10 protein-coding genes are annotated in these 20240 nt (G+C 62.2%); 3 read left to right on the top strand and 7 right to left on the bottom strand.

The genetic code is table 11. The annotated features are described in order from the left end of the window. Positions 1–117 precede the first annotated feature (117 nt). The 5 genes from AMK05_RS24840 to AMK05_RS24820 all read right to left on the bottom strand — a co-directional run bounded on the left by AMK05_RS24840 (position 118) and on the right by AMK05_RS24820 (position 10156). Entirely contained in the window at positions 118–1560 is a 1443-nt protein-coding gene (locus AMK05_RS24840; protein WP_064841963.1) for an HlyD family type I secretion periplasmic adaptor subunit, read from the bottom strand. Then, positions 1557–3701 carry a peptidase domain-containing ABC transporter gene (locus AMK05_RS24835; protein WP_064842309.1) on the bottom strand — a complete coding sequence of 715 codons (2145 nt, stop codon included), beginning with the start codon at positions 3699–3701 and terminating at the stop codon, positions 1557–1559. The genes AMK05_RS24840 and AMK05_RS24835 overlap by 4 nt, the downstream gene beginning before the upstream one ends. A gap of 45 nt (positions 3702–3746) precedes the next feature. Next, positions 3747–4055, bottom strand: a complete 309-nt coding sequence (locus AMK05_RS24830; RefSeq protein ID WP_064841962.1) for a hypothetical protein — start codon at positions 4053–4055, stop codon at positions 3747–3749. A gap of 67 nt (positions 4056–4122) precedes the next feature. Next, entirely contained in the window at positions 4123–5355 is a 1233-nt protein-coding gene (locus AMK05_RS24825; protein ID WP_064841961.1) for a GTP-binding protein, read from the bottom strand. 49 nt (positions 5356–5404) lie between these two features. Next, positions 5405–10156, bottom strand: a complete 4752-nt coding sequence (locus AMK05_RS24820; protein ID WP_237352231.1) for a DUF4082 domain-containing protein — start codon at positions 10154–10156, stop codon at positions 5405–5407. A 40-nt stretch (positions 10157–10196) separates the two neighbouring features. Here AMK05_RS24820 and AMK05_RS35650 point away from each other — a divergent pair, with 40 nt between their 5' ends. Next, positions 10197–10532: a hypothetical protein gene (locus AMK05_RS35650; RefSeq protein WP_237352230.1), complete on the top strand. Its 336-nt coding sequence runs from the start codon at positions 10197–10199 to the stop codon at positions 10530–10532. A gap of 435 nt (positions 10533–10967) precedes the next feature. Here AMK05_RS35650 and AMK05_RS24815 read toward each other — a convergent pair whose 3' ends face one another. Both AMK05_RS24815 and AMK05_RS24810 read right to left on the bottom strand, forming a co-directional pair. Beyond that, a complete protein-coding gene (locus AMK05_RS24815; protein WP_064841959.1) occupies positions 10968–12152 on the bottom strand; it encodes a GTP-binding protein in 1185 nt (394 codons plus the stop codon). A gap of 101 nt (positions 12153–12253) precedes the next feature. Further along, positions 12254–16729: a DUF4082 domain-containing protein gene (locus AMK05_RS24810; protein ID WP_064841958.1), complete on the bottom strand. Its 4476-nt coding sequence runs from the start codon at positions 16727–16729 to the stop codon at positions 12254–12256. 528 nt (positions 16730–17257) lie between these two features. On the opposite strand from AMK05_RS24810, the gene AMK05_RS24805 reads away from it, so the two are divergent. Both AMK05_RS24805 and AMK05_RS24800 read left to right on the top strand, forming a co-directional pair. Further along, on the top strand, positions 17258–18574 hold the full coding sequence (locus AMK05_RS24805) for a polysaccharide biosynthesis/export family protein (protein WP_064841957.1): 1317 nt from the start codon (positions 17258–17260) through the stop codon (positions 18572–18574). Between the two features lie 136 nt (positions 18575–18710). Continuing rightward, positions 18711–20219: an O-antigen translocase gene (locus AMK05_RS24800; protein WP_064841956.1), complete on the top strand. Its 1509-nt coding sequence runs from the start codon at positions 18711–18713 to the stop codon at positions 20217–20219. The last annotated feature ends 21 nt before the right edge of the window (positions 20220–20240 follow it).

Below are 20240 nucleotides of genomic sequence, written 5' to 3'. Positions count from 1 at the left end.
GCGAGGGGCGTTGAGGATCACCGCCGCCGGGGACGGGCGCGGGCATGAAGTCAGCCGGATCGAGGACTTGCGAGGGCGCTCGGGATCTCGTTCTGAGCCGACCGGATCCGTCGCGTCCTACGGTTCGCGTATTGCATTATCCAGCCCCCGCAGCAACGGATAGAGGAAATAGGAGATCACCGTGCGCTTGCCGACCTTGATTTCGGTGGAAACGGTCATGCCGGGAAGCAGCCGCACCGGCATATCCGAAGCATTCAGCCTCGTATCGGCGAGCAGGACGCGAGCCTTGAAGAAGGGCGCGGCCGGCTGGCTGGGGGTGGCGGTCTGGTCCTGCTGGCCGGTCAGGAACGTGTCCTCGCTGATGGTGCGCACCGTGCCGGAGGCCGTGCCGTATTTCTGGAAAGGATAGGCGTCGAGCTTGATGCGCGCCTCCTTGCCGACGGCGACGCGGCCGATGTCGCGGGTGTTGATTGAAACTTCGGCTTCGAGCGGCACGTTGATCGGCACCAGGGTGACGATCGGTTCGGCTTCGCGCACCACCGATCCGATGGAGCGCTGAGCGAGGTCCAGCACGACGGCGTCGGCGGGTGCGGTCAGCGCCACCATGTTGCGGCGCAGCTCCATCTTTTTCAGCTCTTCGTCGGCCATGTCGCGCTGGCCGCGCAGTTCCACCAGTTGCTCCATCGCGGCGCGGCGGAAATCCTCGATGAAGGCCTGCCGGTCGGCCCTCAGCTTGGCATAGGAGTGGGCGGCCTCGTCGGCTTTGCCACGCACGGCAGTGAGGTCGGACTCGACGTCGAGGCGGGCGTCGCGCGAGCCGAGCAGCGTGATCAGCGAGCCGCTCTGCTTGTTATAGAGCCGCTCCCGCGCTGCCTCGATCTGCGAGAGCCCGTCGCGCCGGTCGTTGAGCACCGCCTCCTGGTTCTTGCTTGCCGCAAGAGCGGCCGATTGGCCTGCGATCTGCTGGTCGAAATTCTGCAGCTGCGCCACGTAGAAGGCCCGCCGCTGGCCGAAGAGCTGCGCCTGCAGCATCTGGTCGGGCGTATCTCCCGCCATCTTCGTATAATCGTCGCCGGCAAGCTCCGCCTCGATGCGCTTCACCTGGGCGTCGAGTGCGGAGAATTTCGCCTGCTGCTGGTCGACATCGGCCTGGCTGAAAGTGGCGTCGAGGGTCGCGAGTGTCTGCCCGGCATGCACCACCTCGCCGGCCTTCACCTCGATCGTGCGGATGATCGAGGTCTCCAGCGGCTGGACGACGATCGTCGGCTGGGTGGTGACGAGCTTGCCGGGCGCGATCACCACCTCATCGATCGAGGAGACCGAGGCCCAGGTGATCGCCGCGCCCAGCAGCGCCGTCACGCAGTAGAGCGTCATGCGCGCTACCCGCGGCGGGGCGCGTTCCTCGAGCTCGACGGCGTCGGACTGGAATTCCGCGATCGCCGGCGGCAGCGGCGGCCGGGCGGTCAGTTGCCTTCCCTTGCCGGAGGGGCCGTGGTCCGAGGGGCGCTTGTCTGCCGGAACCGGCAGGTTTTCACTGGATTTTCTGGCGTGCGCGTTCATGCGACCTGCCTCATCTGCTGGGCCCACAAGTGGCGATAGGTCATGCAGCGCGACACGAGTTGATCGTGCCGGCCGATATCGGCGACCTTGCCGCGATCGATGACGAGAATGGCATCGGCATCGACCAGCGTTGAAAGCCGGTGCGAAACGATGATGACGGTGCGGCCGGCGGCAATGCGGCTCAGATTCTCGCGAATGATCGCCTCGCTGTCGGGGTCGAGCGCGCTTGTCGCCTCGTCGAAGATCAGCAGCTTCGGATCGGTGATCAGCGCGCGGGCAATCGCCAGGCGCTGCTTCTGGCCGCCGGAGAGGTTGGCGGCATTTTCCTCCAGCATCGTATCGAAACCGCGCGGCAGCCGTTCGATGAATTCCTCGGCGCCGGCGATGCGGGCGACCTCCATGATCTCCTCGATGCTGGCATCGGGCTTGGCGGCGGCGATATTGTCGCGCACCGAGCCGCGGAACAGGAAATTGTCCTGCAGCACGACGCCGATGCTGGTTCTTAAGTGCACGAGATCGATCTCGCGGCTGTCGTAACCATCCATGCGCACCAGCCCCTCCTGGCTTTGATAGAGCCCCTGGATGAGCCGCGTGATCGTCGTCTTGCCCGAGCCGCTCTTGCCGACCACGCCGAAGACACAGCCTGCAGGAATGGCGAAGGAGACATTGTCGAGCGCCGGCGCGGTGTCGGGGGCGTAGCGGAAGGTGACTTTGTCGAATTCGATGTGGCCCCGCAGATGCGGCCGGACACCGCGCCCGCGGCCCGCCTGCTCCGGCCGCTGGTTCATGATCTCGCCGAGCATGCGCACGGAGAGCGCCACTTCCTGATACTCATGCACCATGGTGACGATCTGCACGAGCGGTCCGGAGACGCGGCCGGCGAGCATGTTGAAGGCGACCAGCGCGCCGATCGTCATCGTGCCCGAGAACACGTCGAGCGCGCCAAGCCCGATGATCGCGACACTCATCAGCTTCTCCAGCAGCCCGGTCATCGCCTGGGCGATGGTCGAAATCTTCTCGACCCGGAACCGCACCGAAATCGATTGCGCCGAATAGTCGTCCCACACCTTGCGCTGGCGCGGCTCCAGTGCCAGCGATTTGACGGTGCGCATACCGTGCACGGTTTCCACCAGCAATGCCTGCCGGTCTCCCTCCGCTTGGTAGAGTGCCTGCAGGCGGCGCTGGAACGGCCCGACGAGCATCATCACCACGAGGCCGACGAGCGCTGCGAAGCCGAGGACCACAAGCGTCAGCTTGACGCTGTAGAGAAGCAGGATCGGCACGAAGACGAAGAGCGAGACGCCGTCGAGAAGCGTCAGGAACAGCCGGCCCGTCAGGAATTCGCGGATACGCCCCGTCTGCTGCATGTGCTTGACGAGAACGCCGGCCGAGGCTTGCTCGAAGAGCGCGATCGGCAGGTTCAGCAGATGGCCGAAGGTGCGGGTCGCAACGCGGATGTCGATCCTGTTGGTGGCGTAGAGCAGCAGATAGCGGCGCAGGAAGCTGAAGGTTGCGTCGAAGACGAGCGCCACCGCAATGCCTGCCGTCAGAACCGTCAGCGTCGCATAACTCTGATGCACGAGCACCTTATCAATGACGAGCTGAAAGAACATCGGTGTCGTCAGCCCCAGGCCATAGAGCACGAAGGCGGCAAGTGCCACGTCGCGGAAGAAGCTGCGCTGTCGGATAATTTCGGGGATGAACCAGCGGAAGCCGAAGGGCCGGTCCTCATCCGACATGCGATAGTTGCGCTTGAGCAGCACCACCGATCCGAGCCAGGCCTTGGCGAATTGCTCTTCGCTCAGCATCATCGCTTCGGCGCGTGACGCCAGCGGATCGAGAACGCGAATTCTCTCATCCTCGCCGCTCCCGACAGCGTCGGCGATGACCACCCAATTGCCGTTCGAAAGTTCGGCAAGGACCGGGAAGGCTTCGCCGAGCTGAAACAGGGATCGCCAGTCGAGTGTCAGATGCCGGGCTCTGAGACCGGCATCCTTGGCCATGCGCAGCAACTGCCGCACGGCAACGGGATCGTTGCCGACGGCATAATCATGCTGCAAGCGCTCTGGCGCAAGATCGACGCCGTGATGGCGCGCGACGAGCGCCAGACAGTGCAAGTTGGTATGCAGAAAACCACTCATGGCCCACCCGAAACCCAATACGAAACCGAGGCGATATTTGTTTTATCAGTTGAAGTTCGGCGAAGCGTTCGAAGCGCCGGCCGGCGTCGACTGGATATCGGCAGCGGCAGCCGCCGACATATCGCCGACGCGACGAACCGCACCTGCCTCGACCAGCCCGCCGAGTGCCTTCTGCATGAGATCGACCGCATTGGCGAAAGCATCGACAGGCATGATGATGCGCTGGCGGAAGACCGGCTTCGGGTTGTTGTTGGCGTCACGATCGGTTGCCGAAAGCGACATCAGGTCGATGCGCACGATCGTTCCGGTGATGGTGATTTCGCCGATGCCGTCTGCATAGAGTTCGTTGCTCATTGTTCTCTCCTCCGGTTGATGAATCAAAACGCCTTCACTTAGGGCGCTTTACGTTCCTTAAGACGCTCTAACTATGTGAATGCGCAGGAATATGCCCGTGCCGCCAGGCCGGAAACGGATCGCGAATGCCGACGGCGGTCTGCGGGTCGAAACCCGTCTCCTCTCCGATCAGGCAATAACCGAGAGCGGCGCGGATCGCTTCCTCGTCGAAGCCGGAACCGATGAAGACGAGCTCCTGGCGGCGGTCGCCCCAGACATCGTCCCAATGCCGGTCGATGAGCTGGCGGAACTGCGGAAAGCGCGGCCATTGTACCCGCGGCACCGAGGCCCACCAGTACCCCCTGGTCTCGATGCGGCACTGGGTGCCGGCAATCGACAGAAGGCCGATCTCATCGGGCCTCGTCGCCAGCCAGAAATGACCCTTTGCGCGGATGAGGCCCGCCCATTTTCGGTCTAGGAAATCCTTGAGCCTCAGGGGGTGGAAGGGCCGGCGGCTGCGATAGACGAAGCTTCTTATGCCGTATTCCTCGGTCTCCGGCACATGATCGCCCCAGCCGAAGAGTTCCTTGTGCCAGAGCGGGTGGCGGGCGGCTTTCGCCTCGCTGAAGAGGCCGGTATCCAGGATCGTGCCAAGCGGCACCTGGCCGAAGACCGCCTCGACGACTTGAGCCCCCGGATTGAGCGCGGCGACGACCCGGCGAACCTCGGCAAGGTCGGCGCAGGACACGTCGCCTGCCTTGTTGATGATGATGACGTCGGAAAATTCGATCTGCTCGACGAGCAGTTCCACGAGCTTGCGCTCATCATGCCCGTCACGCCTTTCGCCACGATCGGCAAGAAACTCGGCGCTCTGGTAATCGGCGAGCAAGTTGACCGCATCGACGACGCAGACCATCGTGTCGAGACGCGCCACGTCGCAGAGGGCCGCCCCGCTCTCGTCGCGGAAGGAGAAGGTGGCTGCAACCGGCAGGGGCTCGGCAATGCCGGTGCCCTCGATCAGCAGATAATCGAAACGGCCGGCGGCTGCCAATCGCCGCACCTCGCTCAGGAGATCGTCGCGCAGGGTGCAGCAGATGCATCCATTGGTCAGCTCCACCAGCGTCTCGTCGGTGCGCGAGAGGTCTGCACTCCCCTCGCGCACGAGATCCGCATCGATGTTGACCTCACTCATATCGTTGACGATGACGGCAACCCGGCGGCCCTCCCGATTGCTCAGGACATGATTGAGGACAGTCGTCTTGCCGGCGCCGAGAAACCCGGCGAGAACAGTTACGGGCAATCTGTTGTCTGCACCCATCATCGAAACTCTCACTCTTTACAGCATGCTTGGCCTTACATCCTCGCGGGTTTTACGCCGCGAGCTGCGGTTTGAACGCCACGTCCACATAGTAGTTCGTGCTGTTATAGCTGGCTGTCGGGAACAACCCGCCCGCGCCATAGGCATAGACGCCGTTGCTGCCGCCGAGCGCCTTGAGATCGCCATTCGTCACGTCGCTGGCAAAGTAATTGCCGGTCGCCGAGTAATTGCCGTTGCTCGAGTAGGAAACGACGTAGGTCGTATCCGCCTGGATGGCGATCTGCTGGGTGAGTTGCGCGGTCTGCCAGCCGCTGGCAGTCTCATTGTTGAAGGTGACGCTGCCGAGCAGAGTGCCGGAGGCCGTCCACAGATAGCCGTTATGCGAGCCGGTATTGTCGGCCCCCTTGTAAAAGCGGATGCCGGTGATCCAGCCTGAGGTATCGGCCTGGAATTTCATGCCGAGATTGACCTGCTGGTTGTCGTTGACCGAGACGACCGAGGGCGTCGCGTTGGCGGCGAAGAGATTCTGCTCCGGTCCTGCCGACTGGCTGCCGTTGATGGTGAGCGCAACCTGCGCCGAGGCCGTGCCGCCCTTGCCGTCCGAAATCGCGTAGCTGAAGCTTGCCGGTCCCGAATAGCCCGCGGTTGGCGTAAACGTTGCCGTCTGGGCCTGGGCGTTCCAGGCGACCGAGCCGTTGACCGCGGCGCTGACGCCGGTGATGACAAGCGCATCGCCATCACCATCGGTATCGTTTGAGAGCAGTGCCGAGGCCTGGATGGTGATCGGCGTGCCGGTATTGGTCGAGAAGCCGCTGTCATTGGCGGCGACCGGAACCGCGTTCTGCGCGCCTTGCTGGTAGCGAACATCCACCCAGTAGTTCGTGGCGTTGTAGGAGGAGGTCGGGAACAGGCTGCCTGTGCCATAGGCATAGACGCCGTTGCCGCCGCTGACCGAACTTGCCGGCGCCGTCAGCGCACCGCTCGTATGGTCCGTCGTGAAGTAGTTTGCCGTTGCCGAATAGAAGCCGTTCGAATGGTAGCTCGCCACATAGGTGGTGCCGGCCGTCACGTTGATCGGTTGGGTAAAGGAAACCGTCTGCCAGCCGCTCGCCGTCTCGTTGATGAAGGTCGCCTGGCCCAGAAGCTGACCACTCGCGGTCCAGAGCGAGCCGACATGCGTGCCCGTATCCTGAGCGCTCCTGTAATAGGTGAGCCCGGTGATCTGACCGTTGGCGGAAGCGATGAACTTGACCCCGAGTTCGACCGAATTGGCGTCATTGGCGGCGGCAACCCCCGACGTATCTGCGCCGGTGAACAGACTCGACGTCGTGCCGCCGGGCGTGCCGACAGTGAGGCTGACCGTGGCCGAGGCTGTTCCGCCAACCCCATCCGAGATCGAATAGGAGAAGCTTGCCGCCCCCGTATAACCCGCCGTCGGGGTGAAAGTGACTGATTTGGTCTGGCTGTTGAAGGTCACCGTTCCGTTGACCGCACCATTGACGCCGGTGATGTTGAGCGGATCGCCATCGGCATCGGTGTCGTTTGCAAGCAGGCTGGCTGCGGCAATCGACAGCGCCGTGTCGGAATAGGTCGTATAGCCATTGTCATTGGCTGCGACCGGCACCGCGTTGCCTGTCGACTGGTTGTAGACGACATCCACCCAGTAGTTCGACGACTGGTAGCTGGAGGTCGGGAATGCCGAGCCTCCGACCGTGTAGACGCCATTACTGCCGGCGAGCGCCGTCAGCGCCCCGTTGGTATGGGCTGACGTGAAATAGTTTGCCGTCGCCACATAGGAGCCTGTGGTGCTGTAGGAGGCGACATAGGTCGTGCCGGCCGCTATATGCACCGCATTGGCGAATGTCGCGGTCTGCCAGCCGTTGACCAATCCGCTGTCGGCGAAGGTGACGGTCGCGACCAGCGTCCCCTCCGCCGTCCACAGGGAGCCGGTATGGGGCCCGGCATCGCCTGATGCCTTGTAGTAGCGGATGCCGGTAATCATGCCGCTGGACGAAGCGATGAACTTCATGCCGAGTTCCATCGCCTGGCCGTCGTTGAAACTTGCGCCCGCCGGCCCTTCGCTTGATGTAAACAGCGTTTCCCCTGTAGGCCCCGGATTCACGGTGAGGCTGACGCTGCCCTGATCCGTGCCGCCGCGCCCATCCGATAGCGTATAGGTGAAGCTTGCCGGCCCCGAATAATTGTTGGTCGGCGTGAAAATGACGGTGCCGTTCTGCTTGTTGAGCGTCACCGTGCCGTTGACGGCATTGCCGACGGCCGAAATCGTCAACGCATCGCCATTGGGGTCCGTATCGTTTCCGACAAGCGAGGCGATCGAGATGGTGACGGTATCGTTGCCGGAGATAGTGAGCCCCGGATCGTCGGTCGCGACCGGCGCACTGTTGGGGCCGGCATCGAAGACCACGTCGACCCAGTAATTGGCGCCGGTGCCGGGGCTTTGGCCGGGGAAGGTCCCGGCAGTGGTGCCATAGGCGAAGACGCCGCCGCCATCGACGGCCTTCACCCCGCCGCTGGCATAGGTGCCGCCGGTGAAATAATTGCTCGTCAGCGAGTAGAAGCCGCTGCTGTGATAGGAGGCTACATAGGTCGTGCCGGCCGCAATCTGGATCGGGCTGGAGAACATCACCGTCTGCCAGCCGGAGAGCGATTCATTGACGGACAGGCCTGATGCCAGCAACGTTCCGTCGGCGCTCCAGAGGCTGACGGCATGGTCGCCGATATTGTAAAAGCCCTTGTAGAAGCGGATGCCCTCCACGAAGCCTGCCGTCGTCGTCTGGAAGCGCAGGCCGAGCTCGACGGAATCGCGATCGATCGCCACTTCGGTCGCGGGCTTGTCCGCCAGCGTCCAGAGGCCCTGCGTACCCGGCAGGGTGACGGTGACCTGCTTGCCGGCCGCTGGCGCCTCCATGTTGACGCTGTCGTCGACGGCGCGCGACAGGATCGTATAGGTGCCGCTCGCCTGCACGACCCAGTTATAGTTCCAGCTCTCACGGCCGGTCGCTTTAAACCAGTGCTGGCCGCCATCTGTGGAAACCTCAACGCCGGCAATGATGCCGCCGCCGAAATCCTGCGCCGTGCCGGTGATCGTCACATGCTGGCCTTCGAGGAAGCTTGCTCCGACGATCGGCGATGTGATCGACGAGGTCGGCTTCAGCGTATCGGTCGATTGCGTCGCCAGGATCAGGCTCGCATCCAGCGTCGTCGGTTGGATACCCATATCCGCGAACATGTTGACCATCGCCTGCTGGACGTTGCGATCGGTCGAGGTCGTCGGGCCCTGATGGTTGTCGCTGAGTCCCCAGGACCAGAAGACCGTGCCGGCGCCGAAGACCAGCGCACCGCTTGCCGCCCGGTACATGGTGAGGCTGTGGGTGGCGACGGCCGAACCGATCGTCGCGCCATAATCGCGCAGATAAGTGTCGACCGAGACGGAGGAGAGCGACAGGTTGACGAGCCCATCCGGCCGGAAGCCGTTCTCGACATCGGAATCCCATTCGTAGCCGAGCAGGTTTTGCACCAGATTGTAAGTGCCACCCTCCTCGGTCTGCGAGACGTCCGTGTTGCGCCAGAACCGCAGGTTGGAATAGTCATAGGGAATGGAGATCGTATCCTGGCGGTAGCTGTCCACCTGGAACATCGTGCCGGTCAGCGAATTTTCCGGCTCCTGACCGGGATCGGCATAGCGCGGATCGCGCCAGGTGCCGGTGCCGACGTTGCTCGGATCCGTGCTCGTGCCCCAGGTTTCCTTGTAGCAGACCATAGTGCGGTAGGCCTGGCCGCTGCCGTCGATGCTGCTTTCCCAGCGGACCTTCCAGTAGCACTCGTTGCCGCTCCAGAAGGCCAGATTGACACCGGCATCGCGGGCGGCCTCGACATTGGCGCGCTGTTCGGCGGACCAGTATTCGTCATGGCCGACGGAGAGATAGGCATCGTGGTTGAGCAGCAGTGTGCCGCTGCGCGCCGCATCGACGCCGGAAATATAGGAAACGTCGTAACCGTTCTGCTCCAGCCACGAGATGGCGGAGGATTCAACGCCGAAGATGTAATCGTGCGAGCCGCCGATCGGGCTGGTATTGGTGATGATCGGTCTATTATAGCTGACGGCCGAGGCGCGGCCGATGGCGGTCAGGCCGCAGCTGCAGTTCGGCGGCAGGTAGCCGATCATGTCGGCCGGATCGACGGGCACTTGGCCATAATAGAGGCTGGCGCCGCCCCAGGCATTATAGGCCTGCCAGGTTGTGTCGGACGTCTGGAAGACGATATCGCTGGTCGAGGCATCGTCGCGCACGACGAAGGGAATGATGCTGGCATCCTCGGTGCCATCCTCGCGCACCAGCTTGGCGAAATAGACGCCGGAGACGGCATCGGCAGGGATCCGCCAGCTGGCGGAAACCGACCAGTTGCCGCAATCGATGAGCCCGAGCGACATATCGACGATCGGATGCGGCTGGACCTGCGCCGTGGTTAGCGATTTCTCGATCGAGTCGACCTTGCGAGCCCCGTCCCCGCCATAATAGCCCATGCGATAGATATCGATGCGGTAGTGGGTGGAATCCGTGGCGATCTTGAAATCGACGGTTTGGCCGATGTTGGTGCTGATTTCGGTGGCAAAGCCCTGGATGGTGCCGCCGCCGTCGCCCTCCAGACCCCATTCGCTGATCGGGTTGCCCTGCTTCAGGTTTTCGAGCGCGATCTTGTTGGGTGTCACTGCTGCCGCTGCAGGCGCCGCCAGTGCTGTCGGGGCTGCGGTCGTCTCAGCAGAAGCGTCCTGGCTCGGTTCCACCGAGATGGATGCTATCGAGGCCTGAAGGCGCAACGAAGTTGTGCCCAGACTGCTGGGAGAGCTGACCGGCGCCGCCGTCTTGGCGCTGCCGGTATCGGCATCGCTGGTAACGCCCGTCAGCGCGGGGGCGGCAGGCAGTGTCGCAGCCTCCTCGGCCGGATCCGGGCCAAGCACGGTGCGTTGCAAGGTGGAGGAAGGCGTCTGGAAGACCGACGCGACCGACGCCGTCTTCGTGGGCGTGTCCTGCGCGCCGCCATCGGCAGCAGGCGCCGGCATCGCCGTAGACGGTGCCGGAGACGATTGCATCTCGCCTGAAGATATCAGGGAAGATGTGACCGTGGCAGTGAAGGAGGATTGGACGGTGGCGCTGCCCTGATTGGCAAAGTTCGGGGCACCATCGGTACTTCTCGACGACACGACCGTCGCGGAGGCAAGGACTGCGCTCCAGGCAGAGGGTGCACGACAGATACTCAACGCTCCACCAAATGTACTCAGATACTCACGATTACTCACATGAATTCTCCGCATCAGCGGCGTCCCCTTCCGCATCGGCCGGCCTTTCGACCGCTGTAGCAAGACGTTCATTCTGGCACCTTTGCTAAGGGAACGTACGACAGCAATCCGGGGTATGAGGGAGGTATCCCCTACGCCCATAGGATGACCCTCACCGCATACGGGCCGGCCCCCAAAAACTGCCTACGGCTCTGCCAAGGGGCTGACTCTGCTTGAAAGGGAATTCCGATTCCGTATTATTTTGCGGCTCCGGCCGGTCGAGCCGGTCAACTCGAGCGCTGTCCTGCGCCGCCCCGTGCTACCAGGCCGGAAACGGATCTTCGAGAGTGGCCCAGTCGCGCGGATCGGCGCTGGCGAGACATCCGTCCAGCGCGCGCCGCACACCTGTCTCGTCCATGTCGACGCCGATAAAAACCAATTCCTGCCGACGGTCGCCCCAGGCGCTGTCCCAGCGGCTCTCGAGCTGCTGACGAAACGGCTGGTGGCTCGGCCAGTCCTGCCGGGGCACGGCGGCCCACCAGAGCCCCATCGGCTCGCAGCGCCGCTGGATCCCGGCAGCCGACATCAGGCCCACATGACGCGGGCGCGTGGCAAGCCAGAAATGGCCCTTGGCGCGCAACACTCCCGGCCAGGGCTCGTCCAGGAATGCCCGAAACCGCATGGGATCGAAGGGACGCCTGGTGCGATAGACAAAGCTCGAGACCCCATATTCCTCCGTTTCCGGAACATGCTGATCCGGGCTGTACAATTCCTTGTGCCACAGGGGATGCGCAGCCGCCTTTGCTTCATCGAAGAGACCTGTATCGAGGACGGTTGGAAGCGAAATCTTACCGAAATCCGTCTCCACCTGGAGCGCATCCGGGTTGAGAGACGTCACGATCTTGCTCACCTCAGCGCGGACCTTTTCAGTCGCGTCCGAGATCTTGTTGATGACGACAACATCGGCAAACTCGATCTGATCCACCAGCAGGTCTATGAGTGTGCGCCGGTCCTCGCCGTCGCGCTGCAGGCCGCGGTCGGCAAGCAGGTCGGCACTGCTGTAGTCGGCTAACAGGTTTGCGGCGTCGACCACGGTGACCATCGTGTCGAGTCTGGCAAAATCGGCGAGGGAGACGCCGTTCTCGTCGCGGAAGGAAAAGGTCGCCGCAATGGGACGTGGCTCGGCGATGCCGGTGCCTTCAATCAACAGATAATCGTAGCGCTCCGCTTCGGCCAGCCGTCGCACTTCCGTCAGGAGGTCGTTTCGCAGGGTGCAGCATATGCAGCCGTTGCTGAGCTCGACCAGTGCCTCCGTCGTATGTGACAGGTTGCAATCGCCGTCGCGGATGAGACTGGCGTCGATGTTCACTTCGCTCATGTCGTTGACGATGACAGCGACCCGCAGGCCCTGACGGTTATTCAGGACGTGACTGAGGAGCGTCGTCTTGCCAGCCCCCAGGAAGCCTGCCAGCACTGTTACCGGGAGCCGTTCGATCCCGTTCATCTGCATTCCTTGAATAGAGGCGGTCGCAGCGCGCCGCGCCGCGCCCAGTAATTTCGTTGGATTTGCCTCATTCGAAACCGGTCCCTTACCTTCTCCTTTGCTCAGGCGACGAGCTGCGGCCGGAAGACCACGTCGGCATAATAGTTGGCTGAATTGTAGGTGCTAGTCGGGAAGAGACCCGTGGTGCCAGATCCCCCATAGGAATAGAGGCCGTTGCCACTGGCTGTCGCCGTCAGCGGGCCGCTGGTGACCGCAGTGGCGAAGAAGCTGTCAGTTGCCACATAGGCGCCTGTGGTGTGATAGGAGGCGACGTAGGTTGTGTTGGCTGCGATGGTGACTGGTGTTGAGAAGTTCACGGTCTGCCAGCCGCTTCCGGTGGTGCCGGCGAATGTGGCGGTGGCAAGCTTGGTCCCGGTGGAGCTCCACAGATCGACAACGTTCTGGCCGTTATCGTTGGCGCTGCGGTAGAACTTGATGCCGGTCACGTCGCCGGCGACGCTCGAGGTGAACTTGACGCCGAGTTCGAGCTGCTGGCCGTCGTTGAGGCTCGTCTGGGCCGGCGTGCTGGAGGCGGAAAACAGGCTGTAGGTCGATGGCCCCGCCGCGGCAGTGATGTTGAAGGTCTCGTTGGCCGAGAGGCCGCCGATATCGGTTGCCGTCACCTTGACGCCGTAACTGCCTGCCGCCGTCGGCGTGCCGGAGAAGGTGCGGGTCGAGGCGTTGAAGCTCAGCCAGGCAGGCAATGCCGTGCCATCGGCGGCCGTTGCCGAATAGGTCAGCGTCTCGCTGCTGTCGACATCGGTGAAGGTCGTCGTCGGCACCACGAAGGAGAAGGCGGAGCCGACGGTAGCGTTCTGGGTCGTCGTCTGGACGGCGAGCACCGGCGCGTCGTTGGCGCCATGGATGGTGACGGTCAGATTGGCCGTGGCGGTGGCCCCGGCAGTGTCGCGCATCGTGTAGCTGAAGACATCGCTCACCGTGTTGGTGGACAGGCGCAGCGCCTGCACGGCGGCATTGGTCTCGTTGATCGTATAGGTATAGGTACCCGATGCATTGAGCACCAGACTGCCATAAGTGCCGTTCAGCGCCGAGCCCAGCGTGCCTGAGGTTGCGCCGAACTTGATTGCGGTCACCGTCTTGGTGTCGCCGGAATCCGGATCGGTGTCGTTGGTCAGCACGTTGCCGCTGGCAACCGCACCGCCCGAACCGTTGGCCACACCGCCCTTCTCGGTCGCATCCCCCGTATCGGCAACCGCCGTCGGTGTCGTGTTGTTCGCATTCGAGGGGTTGAACATCACATCGACCCAATAGTTCGTCTGGTCGAAGCTGTTCGTCGGGAACGCGCTGTTGCCATAGTTATAGACGCCGTTGCCGCTGGCCGGCGCCGTCAGCGGGCCACTCGTCACGTTGGAGAGGAAGTAGTTGGCGGTCGTCGAATAATTCCCGACATTCGTATGGTAAGATGCCGTATAGGTCTGCCCGGGGGTCAACGTCACCGGGCTCGAGAACGTAGCGCTCTGCCAGCCGCTGGCGGTCTCATTTGTGAACGTCAGGGTCGCAAGCCGCGTACCCGTGCTTGACCACAGTGAACCGGTATGTGTGCCCGTATCCAGGCTGCTCTTGTAAAACCTGATCCCGCTGACCGTGCCCGCCGCGGAGGACTGGAATTTGACCCCGAGCTCGACGGCTCCGGTATCGTCGGTGTTGACGATCGCCGGCGTCGCGCCACCGAAGAGTGATGTAAAAGTCGGTCCGGTGACGGTGACAGTGCGCCCCGCCGAGGGTGTCTCGAGGTTGATGCTGTCATCCACCGCCCGCGACCGGATCGTATAGGTGCCCGCAATCGCCGGCGTCCATGTGTAGGTCCAGTTCTCGTCGCCGGTCGCCGGATGCCAACTCGCACCGTTGTCGGTCGAAACCTCGACGCTGGCGATGACCCCGCCACCCGTATCGGCAGCGGTGCCTGAAATCGTCACGGTTGAATTAGCGGTCACCGTGGCAGGCACCGTGATGACGGAGGTCGGAGCAACATTGTCCGTGGAACCGGTTGCGGCAGTAAGCCCGGATTGCAACGTCCCTGGCTGAACGCCCATATCGGCAAGCAGATTGACCATTGCCTGCTGCACGCGGGGATCGGTGGGGGTCGCCTCATTATCGTGATTATCGCTCAGGCCCCATGTCCAATAAACGGTACCGGCGCCGAACACCAGCGCGCCGCTTGGGGCGCGGTAGAGGGTCAGATTGTGGGTCGCGGTCGCACTGCCAGTCGTGTTTCCGTAGTCGAGCAGGTAGGTGCTGACCGGCAGCGTCGTCGACGACAGCTTTACGAGCCCGGCGGGATCGAAGCCATTGTCAGGCGCTTCATCCCACTCGTAGCCGAGATAATTCTTGGTGAGCGTTGCGGTCTGGCCGGGCTGGAGGTTTGCGACGCTCGTATTGCGCCAGAAGCGCAGGTTGGCATCGTCATAGCCAACCTTGATCGCGGCAAGATTGCCGCCGACGTCGTCGACCTTGAACAATTGACCGGTCAGCGAGTTCTCAGGATTGCCGCCGCCGATGGCAGGCGGGCTGAGGCGCGGGTCGCGGAAGGTGCCTGTCCATTCGTTGGAAGGATCGAGGCTGGTACCCGGAGGGCCCCATGTCTCCTTGTAGGAGATCAGAGTGCGATAAGGTGTTCCGTCGGCGCTGTAGGCATTCCCCCATCGGGTACGCCAGTAGACCTCGTTACCGCTCCAGAACATCAGATTGACGCCCGCATCGCGTGCGGCTTCGACATTGGTCCTCTGCTGACCTGACCAGTATTCGTCGTGCCCGGCATCGATATAGGTCTTGTGATTGAGCAGCAGACTTCCATAGCGGTCGACGTCGACGCCCGACATATAGGAGACGTCATAACCGTTCTGTTCCAGCCAATAGATGCCTGCATATTCGGCGCCGAACAAATAATCCTGCGGGCCGGCATAGGTGCCGACCCCGTCGCGCGTTGCAATCGGCCTGTTGTAGCTGACCGCATAGGCGCGACCGGCGCCCTGGCCCGTCGCAGGGCCGTTGCCGCCATAGAAGTTCGCGCCACCCCAACCGTTGTAAGCCTGCCAGGTCTCGTCTGCGGTCTGGAACACGATATCGCTGTGACTGGCGTCGTCACGCACGATAAACGGGATTTGATTTTCGCCGAAGGTGCCGTCCTGACGCACGAGCTTGGCGATATAGACGCCTGACACGGAATCGTCGGGGACGGTCCAGGACGCCGAGACGGCCCAGTTGCCGGCATCCACCGTGCCGGTTGTTGCGTTGCGCAGCGGACTGGGCTGGGTCTGCAATCCGGTATGCTGTATGGTCGTGACCTTGCGGGCACCCATGCCGCCGTAATAGCCGAGCCGATAGATATCGATCCGATAGTTGGTGGAATTGGTATTGATCTTGAAGCTGATCGTCTTGCCGTTGTCGACGCTGATGTCGGTCGCAAACCCCTCGATGTTGGTGCTGGCAGTGTCGATGCCCCACTCGCTCTCCGGATTGCCCTGCTTCTGATTTTCCAGCACGATCGCGTTGCTCGCCGCCGCGGCCGCGAGATCTTGTGTCGCCAACGACCGCTGGGCAGAAGGTTGAGGTGGCGTCGTCACCGAGCCGGAAAGGACGCCGACACCTTTTGTCGTGGTGCCCTTTCCGGTCTCTCCGCCGCCTGGCAACGATCCGTCCAGGGCCGTTGATCCTGTCCAGCTTGCGGTTGCATTCCAGCCCGAGAGAGGCGACAGGCTGCGATCGAGCAGAGGATCGCTGACCGAGGCTCCGATGGCCTTCTTGGCCGTCTCTACGAAGTCCGGTCCTTCGGTTAGCCTTGTTCCCGGCAGCTGACCATCCTGCTGAAGCAGGGCGCCGCCATGGGCCCAGTCCAGCATCCGGATGGGGGACGTATAGTAGCCGCACCCGCACACGCCAAAGGGCATGCCAACCGCCAGCGCATTCGCTCCGGCATGCTGCGCGGTCGACTGCGCCGACGGCGTCGATTCGAGAATGACGACATTGCCCGAGTGCGACCGCTCAGCCGCCACCGTAGTGGAAGCTTGCCCGGACGCTGCCGGTGCAGAGCCTTGCGGCAGGTACGATGCCAGAGGATCGTCGCCTATGGAACTCCCGGCATAGGTGCGCGGAAGGGACGGTGCGGCCCCGAACGCAACCCTGTCCGCATTAGGCGCGAAATGGACAAAACCCGGGGTCTGAACGGAGAGCACGGACCGGGCCATATCACCGCTTCGCTCTCCTATTTCGCGATTGATCGTGAAAGCGTCCGGCAAAGGCGGCGCTGCGAGGCTGTCGTCGGCCCGACCGTCCGCCTCGCCATTCGCACCCTGCCCAGCATCATGCTCGTTTAGCGCCGCGTCCTTATGGGGATCATCGACAAGGGTGCCCTGCTTGCTTCCATCCACGGTTTGCGCCGCTGCCGCGAGTTGAGCGCTATCTGCGTGTTTTTCGGCAGGCTTGCGCGGCCTTTCCTTTCCGCCGACCGTCAACCATCGGGGAATCAACGAATCCATCAGGAGTGAGCGCGAAGTCCACCGGCGAGCGTTGCGATACATGACAGAAACCTCTCGCGAAATTTATAGGATCGAATCTATGAGGATCGCTCAAATACGAAGCGATGAAGTATAGTCGAAAAACAACAGAGTATATCATTACGCCTTTCGCTCTACAGGCTGCATCCTTTGGGCAAGCGGCTGTTTTGCCGCGACAGAAAGCCGCGCGCTGGACCGTTCGAGCGATAGAAAAGCCTGTTGGAATCGCGGCATCTTCGATCTGGCGCCAGCGCACTACCGCCGGCAGCCGGTCGCCGTCCTTCTCGGTCGGCGTGCCTATTCTTCGGTGCAAACCTTTGATCTTCCGGGATGATAACTCTGCGCCGCGCGGGATATGGGCTCCTGCTCGATCGGGTTGAAGCCCCTCTCCCACCTCATCAATAATGATGAGGCAAAGCAAACGGCCTCCACCTTTCTCAAGGCTTCGCCAGACTGCACACTAGCGATGCGGCTCCGGGCCTGTCGTCCGGCTGCCGAACAGCGTCAAGGCATTGGACTGGCATCCGTTTAAGGGTGTTTTGCAGGCGAGATATGTACATGAATTCATCGCACCGCGCCCCCCGCCCGTTCCTTCGCGCGACGTTTGCCATCAGCGCACTCGTCTTTCTGGCCGCAGCCGCGCCGCCAGCTCTCGCCGACAGCACGTCCTTGGCGCCACAAACGAAAATCCGCCTGACGATCGTCCAGTGGGTGCAGTCCAGGGGCCAGTATGAACGATGGGATGCGCTTGGCGGCGAATACAGGGTCGCCGATGACGGCTCGGTCTCCTTGCCGTTCATTGGAACCCTTTCCGTGGGCAATCTGAAAGACATCGACCTCACAAACGAGATCGGCAAGCGCTTGCAGGAGAAGATCGGTTTGGTTCAGGCGCCGTCGGTCAGCATCGAAATTCTCGAATACCCTCCAATCTACGTCGTGGGAGACGTGACCACGCCTGGGCAATACAGTTTCCGCCCCGGATTGACCGTCCTGCAATCGCTCGCAATGAGCGGCGGACCGCGTCGCGCCAAGGAACAGCAGGAAACGCATTCGATCCAGATCGTCGGAGAATTGCGCGAGATCGATCACTCGATTCTGCGCAGTACCGCGAGGCTGGCGCGGCTCCAGACCGAAATGAATGGAGCGAACGAGATTATCTTCGATCCGGCGACGGGCGCCGATCAGCAGTTTGCTGCCGGCATATACAACGAGGAAAGAATTATCTTTCGGGCTCGCGCCAATGCATTGGAGAGGCAGGCAAGAGCTTTCACCGAATTGCGCGATCTTTTGACCACTGAGATATCGACGTTGGAAGAGAAACTGACTGGCGCAGACGACAATATCAAATCCGTCGAGGACCAATTGGTCAGCGTCAAGTCCTTGGTCCAGAAAGGCCTGACGATCTCGTCAAGGCAGATGGATCTGGAGCGGTTGCTGACGACTTACCGCTCCGACAAACTCGACCTAGTCACCGCCGTCATGCGCGGCCGTCAGGCGGTCAGCGAAACCACGCGCAACCTCGAGGGACTGTACGACGCACGCCGGAGCGAAGTGGCGACCGAAGCACAGTCCGAACGGGCAAGTCTCGATCAATTCAAGCTGAAGCGCGAAACACTGCAGAAGCTGCTCATCACGGACCTTGGGAGCAATGACGGCGTTAAAAGTCTCGTCGATGACCTCCCGCTTACCTTCAGCGTGACCCGTCGAAGCGATGGACAAATCAATCAGCTCGAAGCCTCGGAAACGACGGTCCTGGCACCGGGCGACGTGGTGAGAGTCATTCAGCCGCGCATTCTGGAGAATGCGCCTCAGGCCGACACGGGGCCGTCTTTCGAAACCCAAACGCTCGCAGATCGAGCCGTCCAGTGACCCGCGACGTGCACTTGTTCTCGACATACACGGAGCAGGCGTTCGAGCGAGATCAAGACCCGCAGGCGCTCTGCCTGGAAGAAGTCGCCGTTGATTTGGGCCGGCCCGAACCGAACCACACGGCTGGGGCCCAGCGATGACGTTACGCATGATTCCTCCCAGCGGCCAGACTTATACCCAAATCCTCAAGTCGACGATGCTGATGGGCGGTTCCTCGCTGGTAAATGTCGCCCTGAGCATCATTCGCAATAAGGCACTCGCCCTTTTGCTCGGTCCTGAAGGCGTGGGGCTCCTCGGCCTTTACGGGGCGATCCTCGATATCGCGCAAGCGATAGCTGGTCTGGGCGTGAGCAGCAGCGGTGTGCGCCGGGTCGCCGAAGCGGCGGGCGCCGGCGACGAAGAGAAGATCGCGCGGTCAGCGACAGCGCTCAGGCGCATCTCGCTGGTGCTCGGGTTGCTTGGCGCGCTTTTGCTTGCGGCGCTGGCGTTTCCGGTGTCGAATTTCACCTTCGGCGACTACCAGCATACCGGCGGCATCGTGCTGCTGTCGCTGGCGGTATTCTTCCGGCTCGTGTCTGCCGGGCAGGCCGCGTTGATCCAGGGCTTGCGAGGGATTGCAAATCTTGCCCGCATCAACGTGCTTTCAGGCCTCTTCGGGACGGCAATCAGCATCCCGCTCATCTATCTGTTCGGCGAGCGGGCGATCGCACCCTCTCTTGTGGCCATCGCCGCCGTCTCGCTTCTCCCCACCTGGTGGTACAGCAAACAAATATCCACGTGCCCACCGCCAATGTCGATGCGCCAGTTTGGTCGGGAAGCCAAAGCGCTGCTCAGACTTGGAATCGCTTTCATGGCAAGTGGACTCCTGACCTTCGGCGCAGCCTATGCCATCCGCCTTATCGTGCTCAATGAAGGAGGCGTCGTAGCGGCGGGATTATATCAGGCGGCCTGGGCGCTTGGGGGGCTATATGCCGGGTTCATCCTTCAGGCGATGGGAACGGACTTTTATCCGCGCTTGACTGCAACCGCAGACAACGATGCCGAGTGCAACCGACTGGTCAATGAGCAGGCGGAAATCAGCTTGCTGCTGGCTGGCCCTGGCCTGCTTGCCACCCTGACGCTGGCGCCACTCGTGATGAGTTTGTTCTATTCGGCAGCGTTTGATGGGGCCGTGGAGCTTCTGCGCTGGATCTGCCTTGGAATGATACTTCGGATCGTCGCTTGGCCGATGGGTTTCATCGTCCTGGCGAAGGGTGCGCAGATGATCTTCTTCTGGACGGAGGTCGCCGCAACGGTGGTACATGTCGGGCTGGCGTGGTTCTTCGTATCAAAGTTCGGCACGCCAGGCGCCGGCATTGCGTTCTTCGGCCTCTACGTTTGGCATAGTATTCTGATTTACGTGATCGTGCGTCGCCTTACCGACTTTCGCTGGTCACCGGCCAATCGCAGGCACGCGCTTCTCTTCCTGCCTGCATCGGGATTGGTCGTCTCGGCCTTTTTGTTCTTGCCGCCATGGTCGGCGATCGTGATTGGCTGCGTCGCCGTCGTCGTCACCGGACTTTACTCGCTGCGCATGTTGATCGAACTGCTTCCACCGGAATCGGTGCCCGCAATTGCCAGAGGATGGATCACGAAATCAGCATAACGAACAATGCGCGCATCCGAA

The organism is Rhizobium sp. N324, from assembly GCF_001664485.1.
Lineage (GTDB): Bacteria > Pseudomonadota > Alphaproteobacteria > Rhizobiales > Rhizobiaceae > Rhizobium.
Note: the sequence above shows the minus strand (reverse complement) of the source record. Positions and strands in the feature narration are given on the sequence as shown.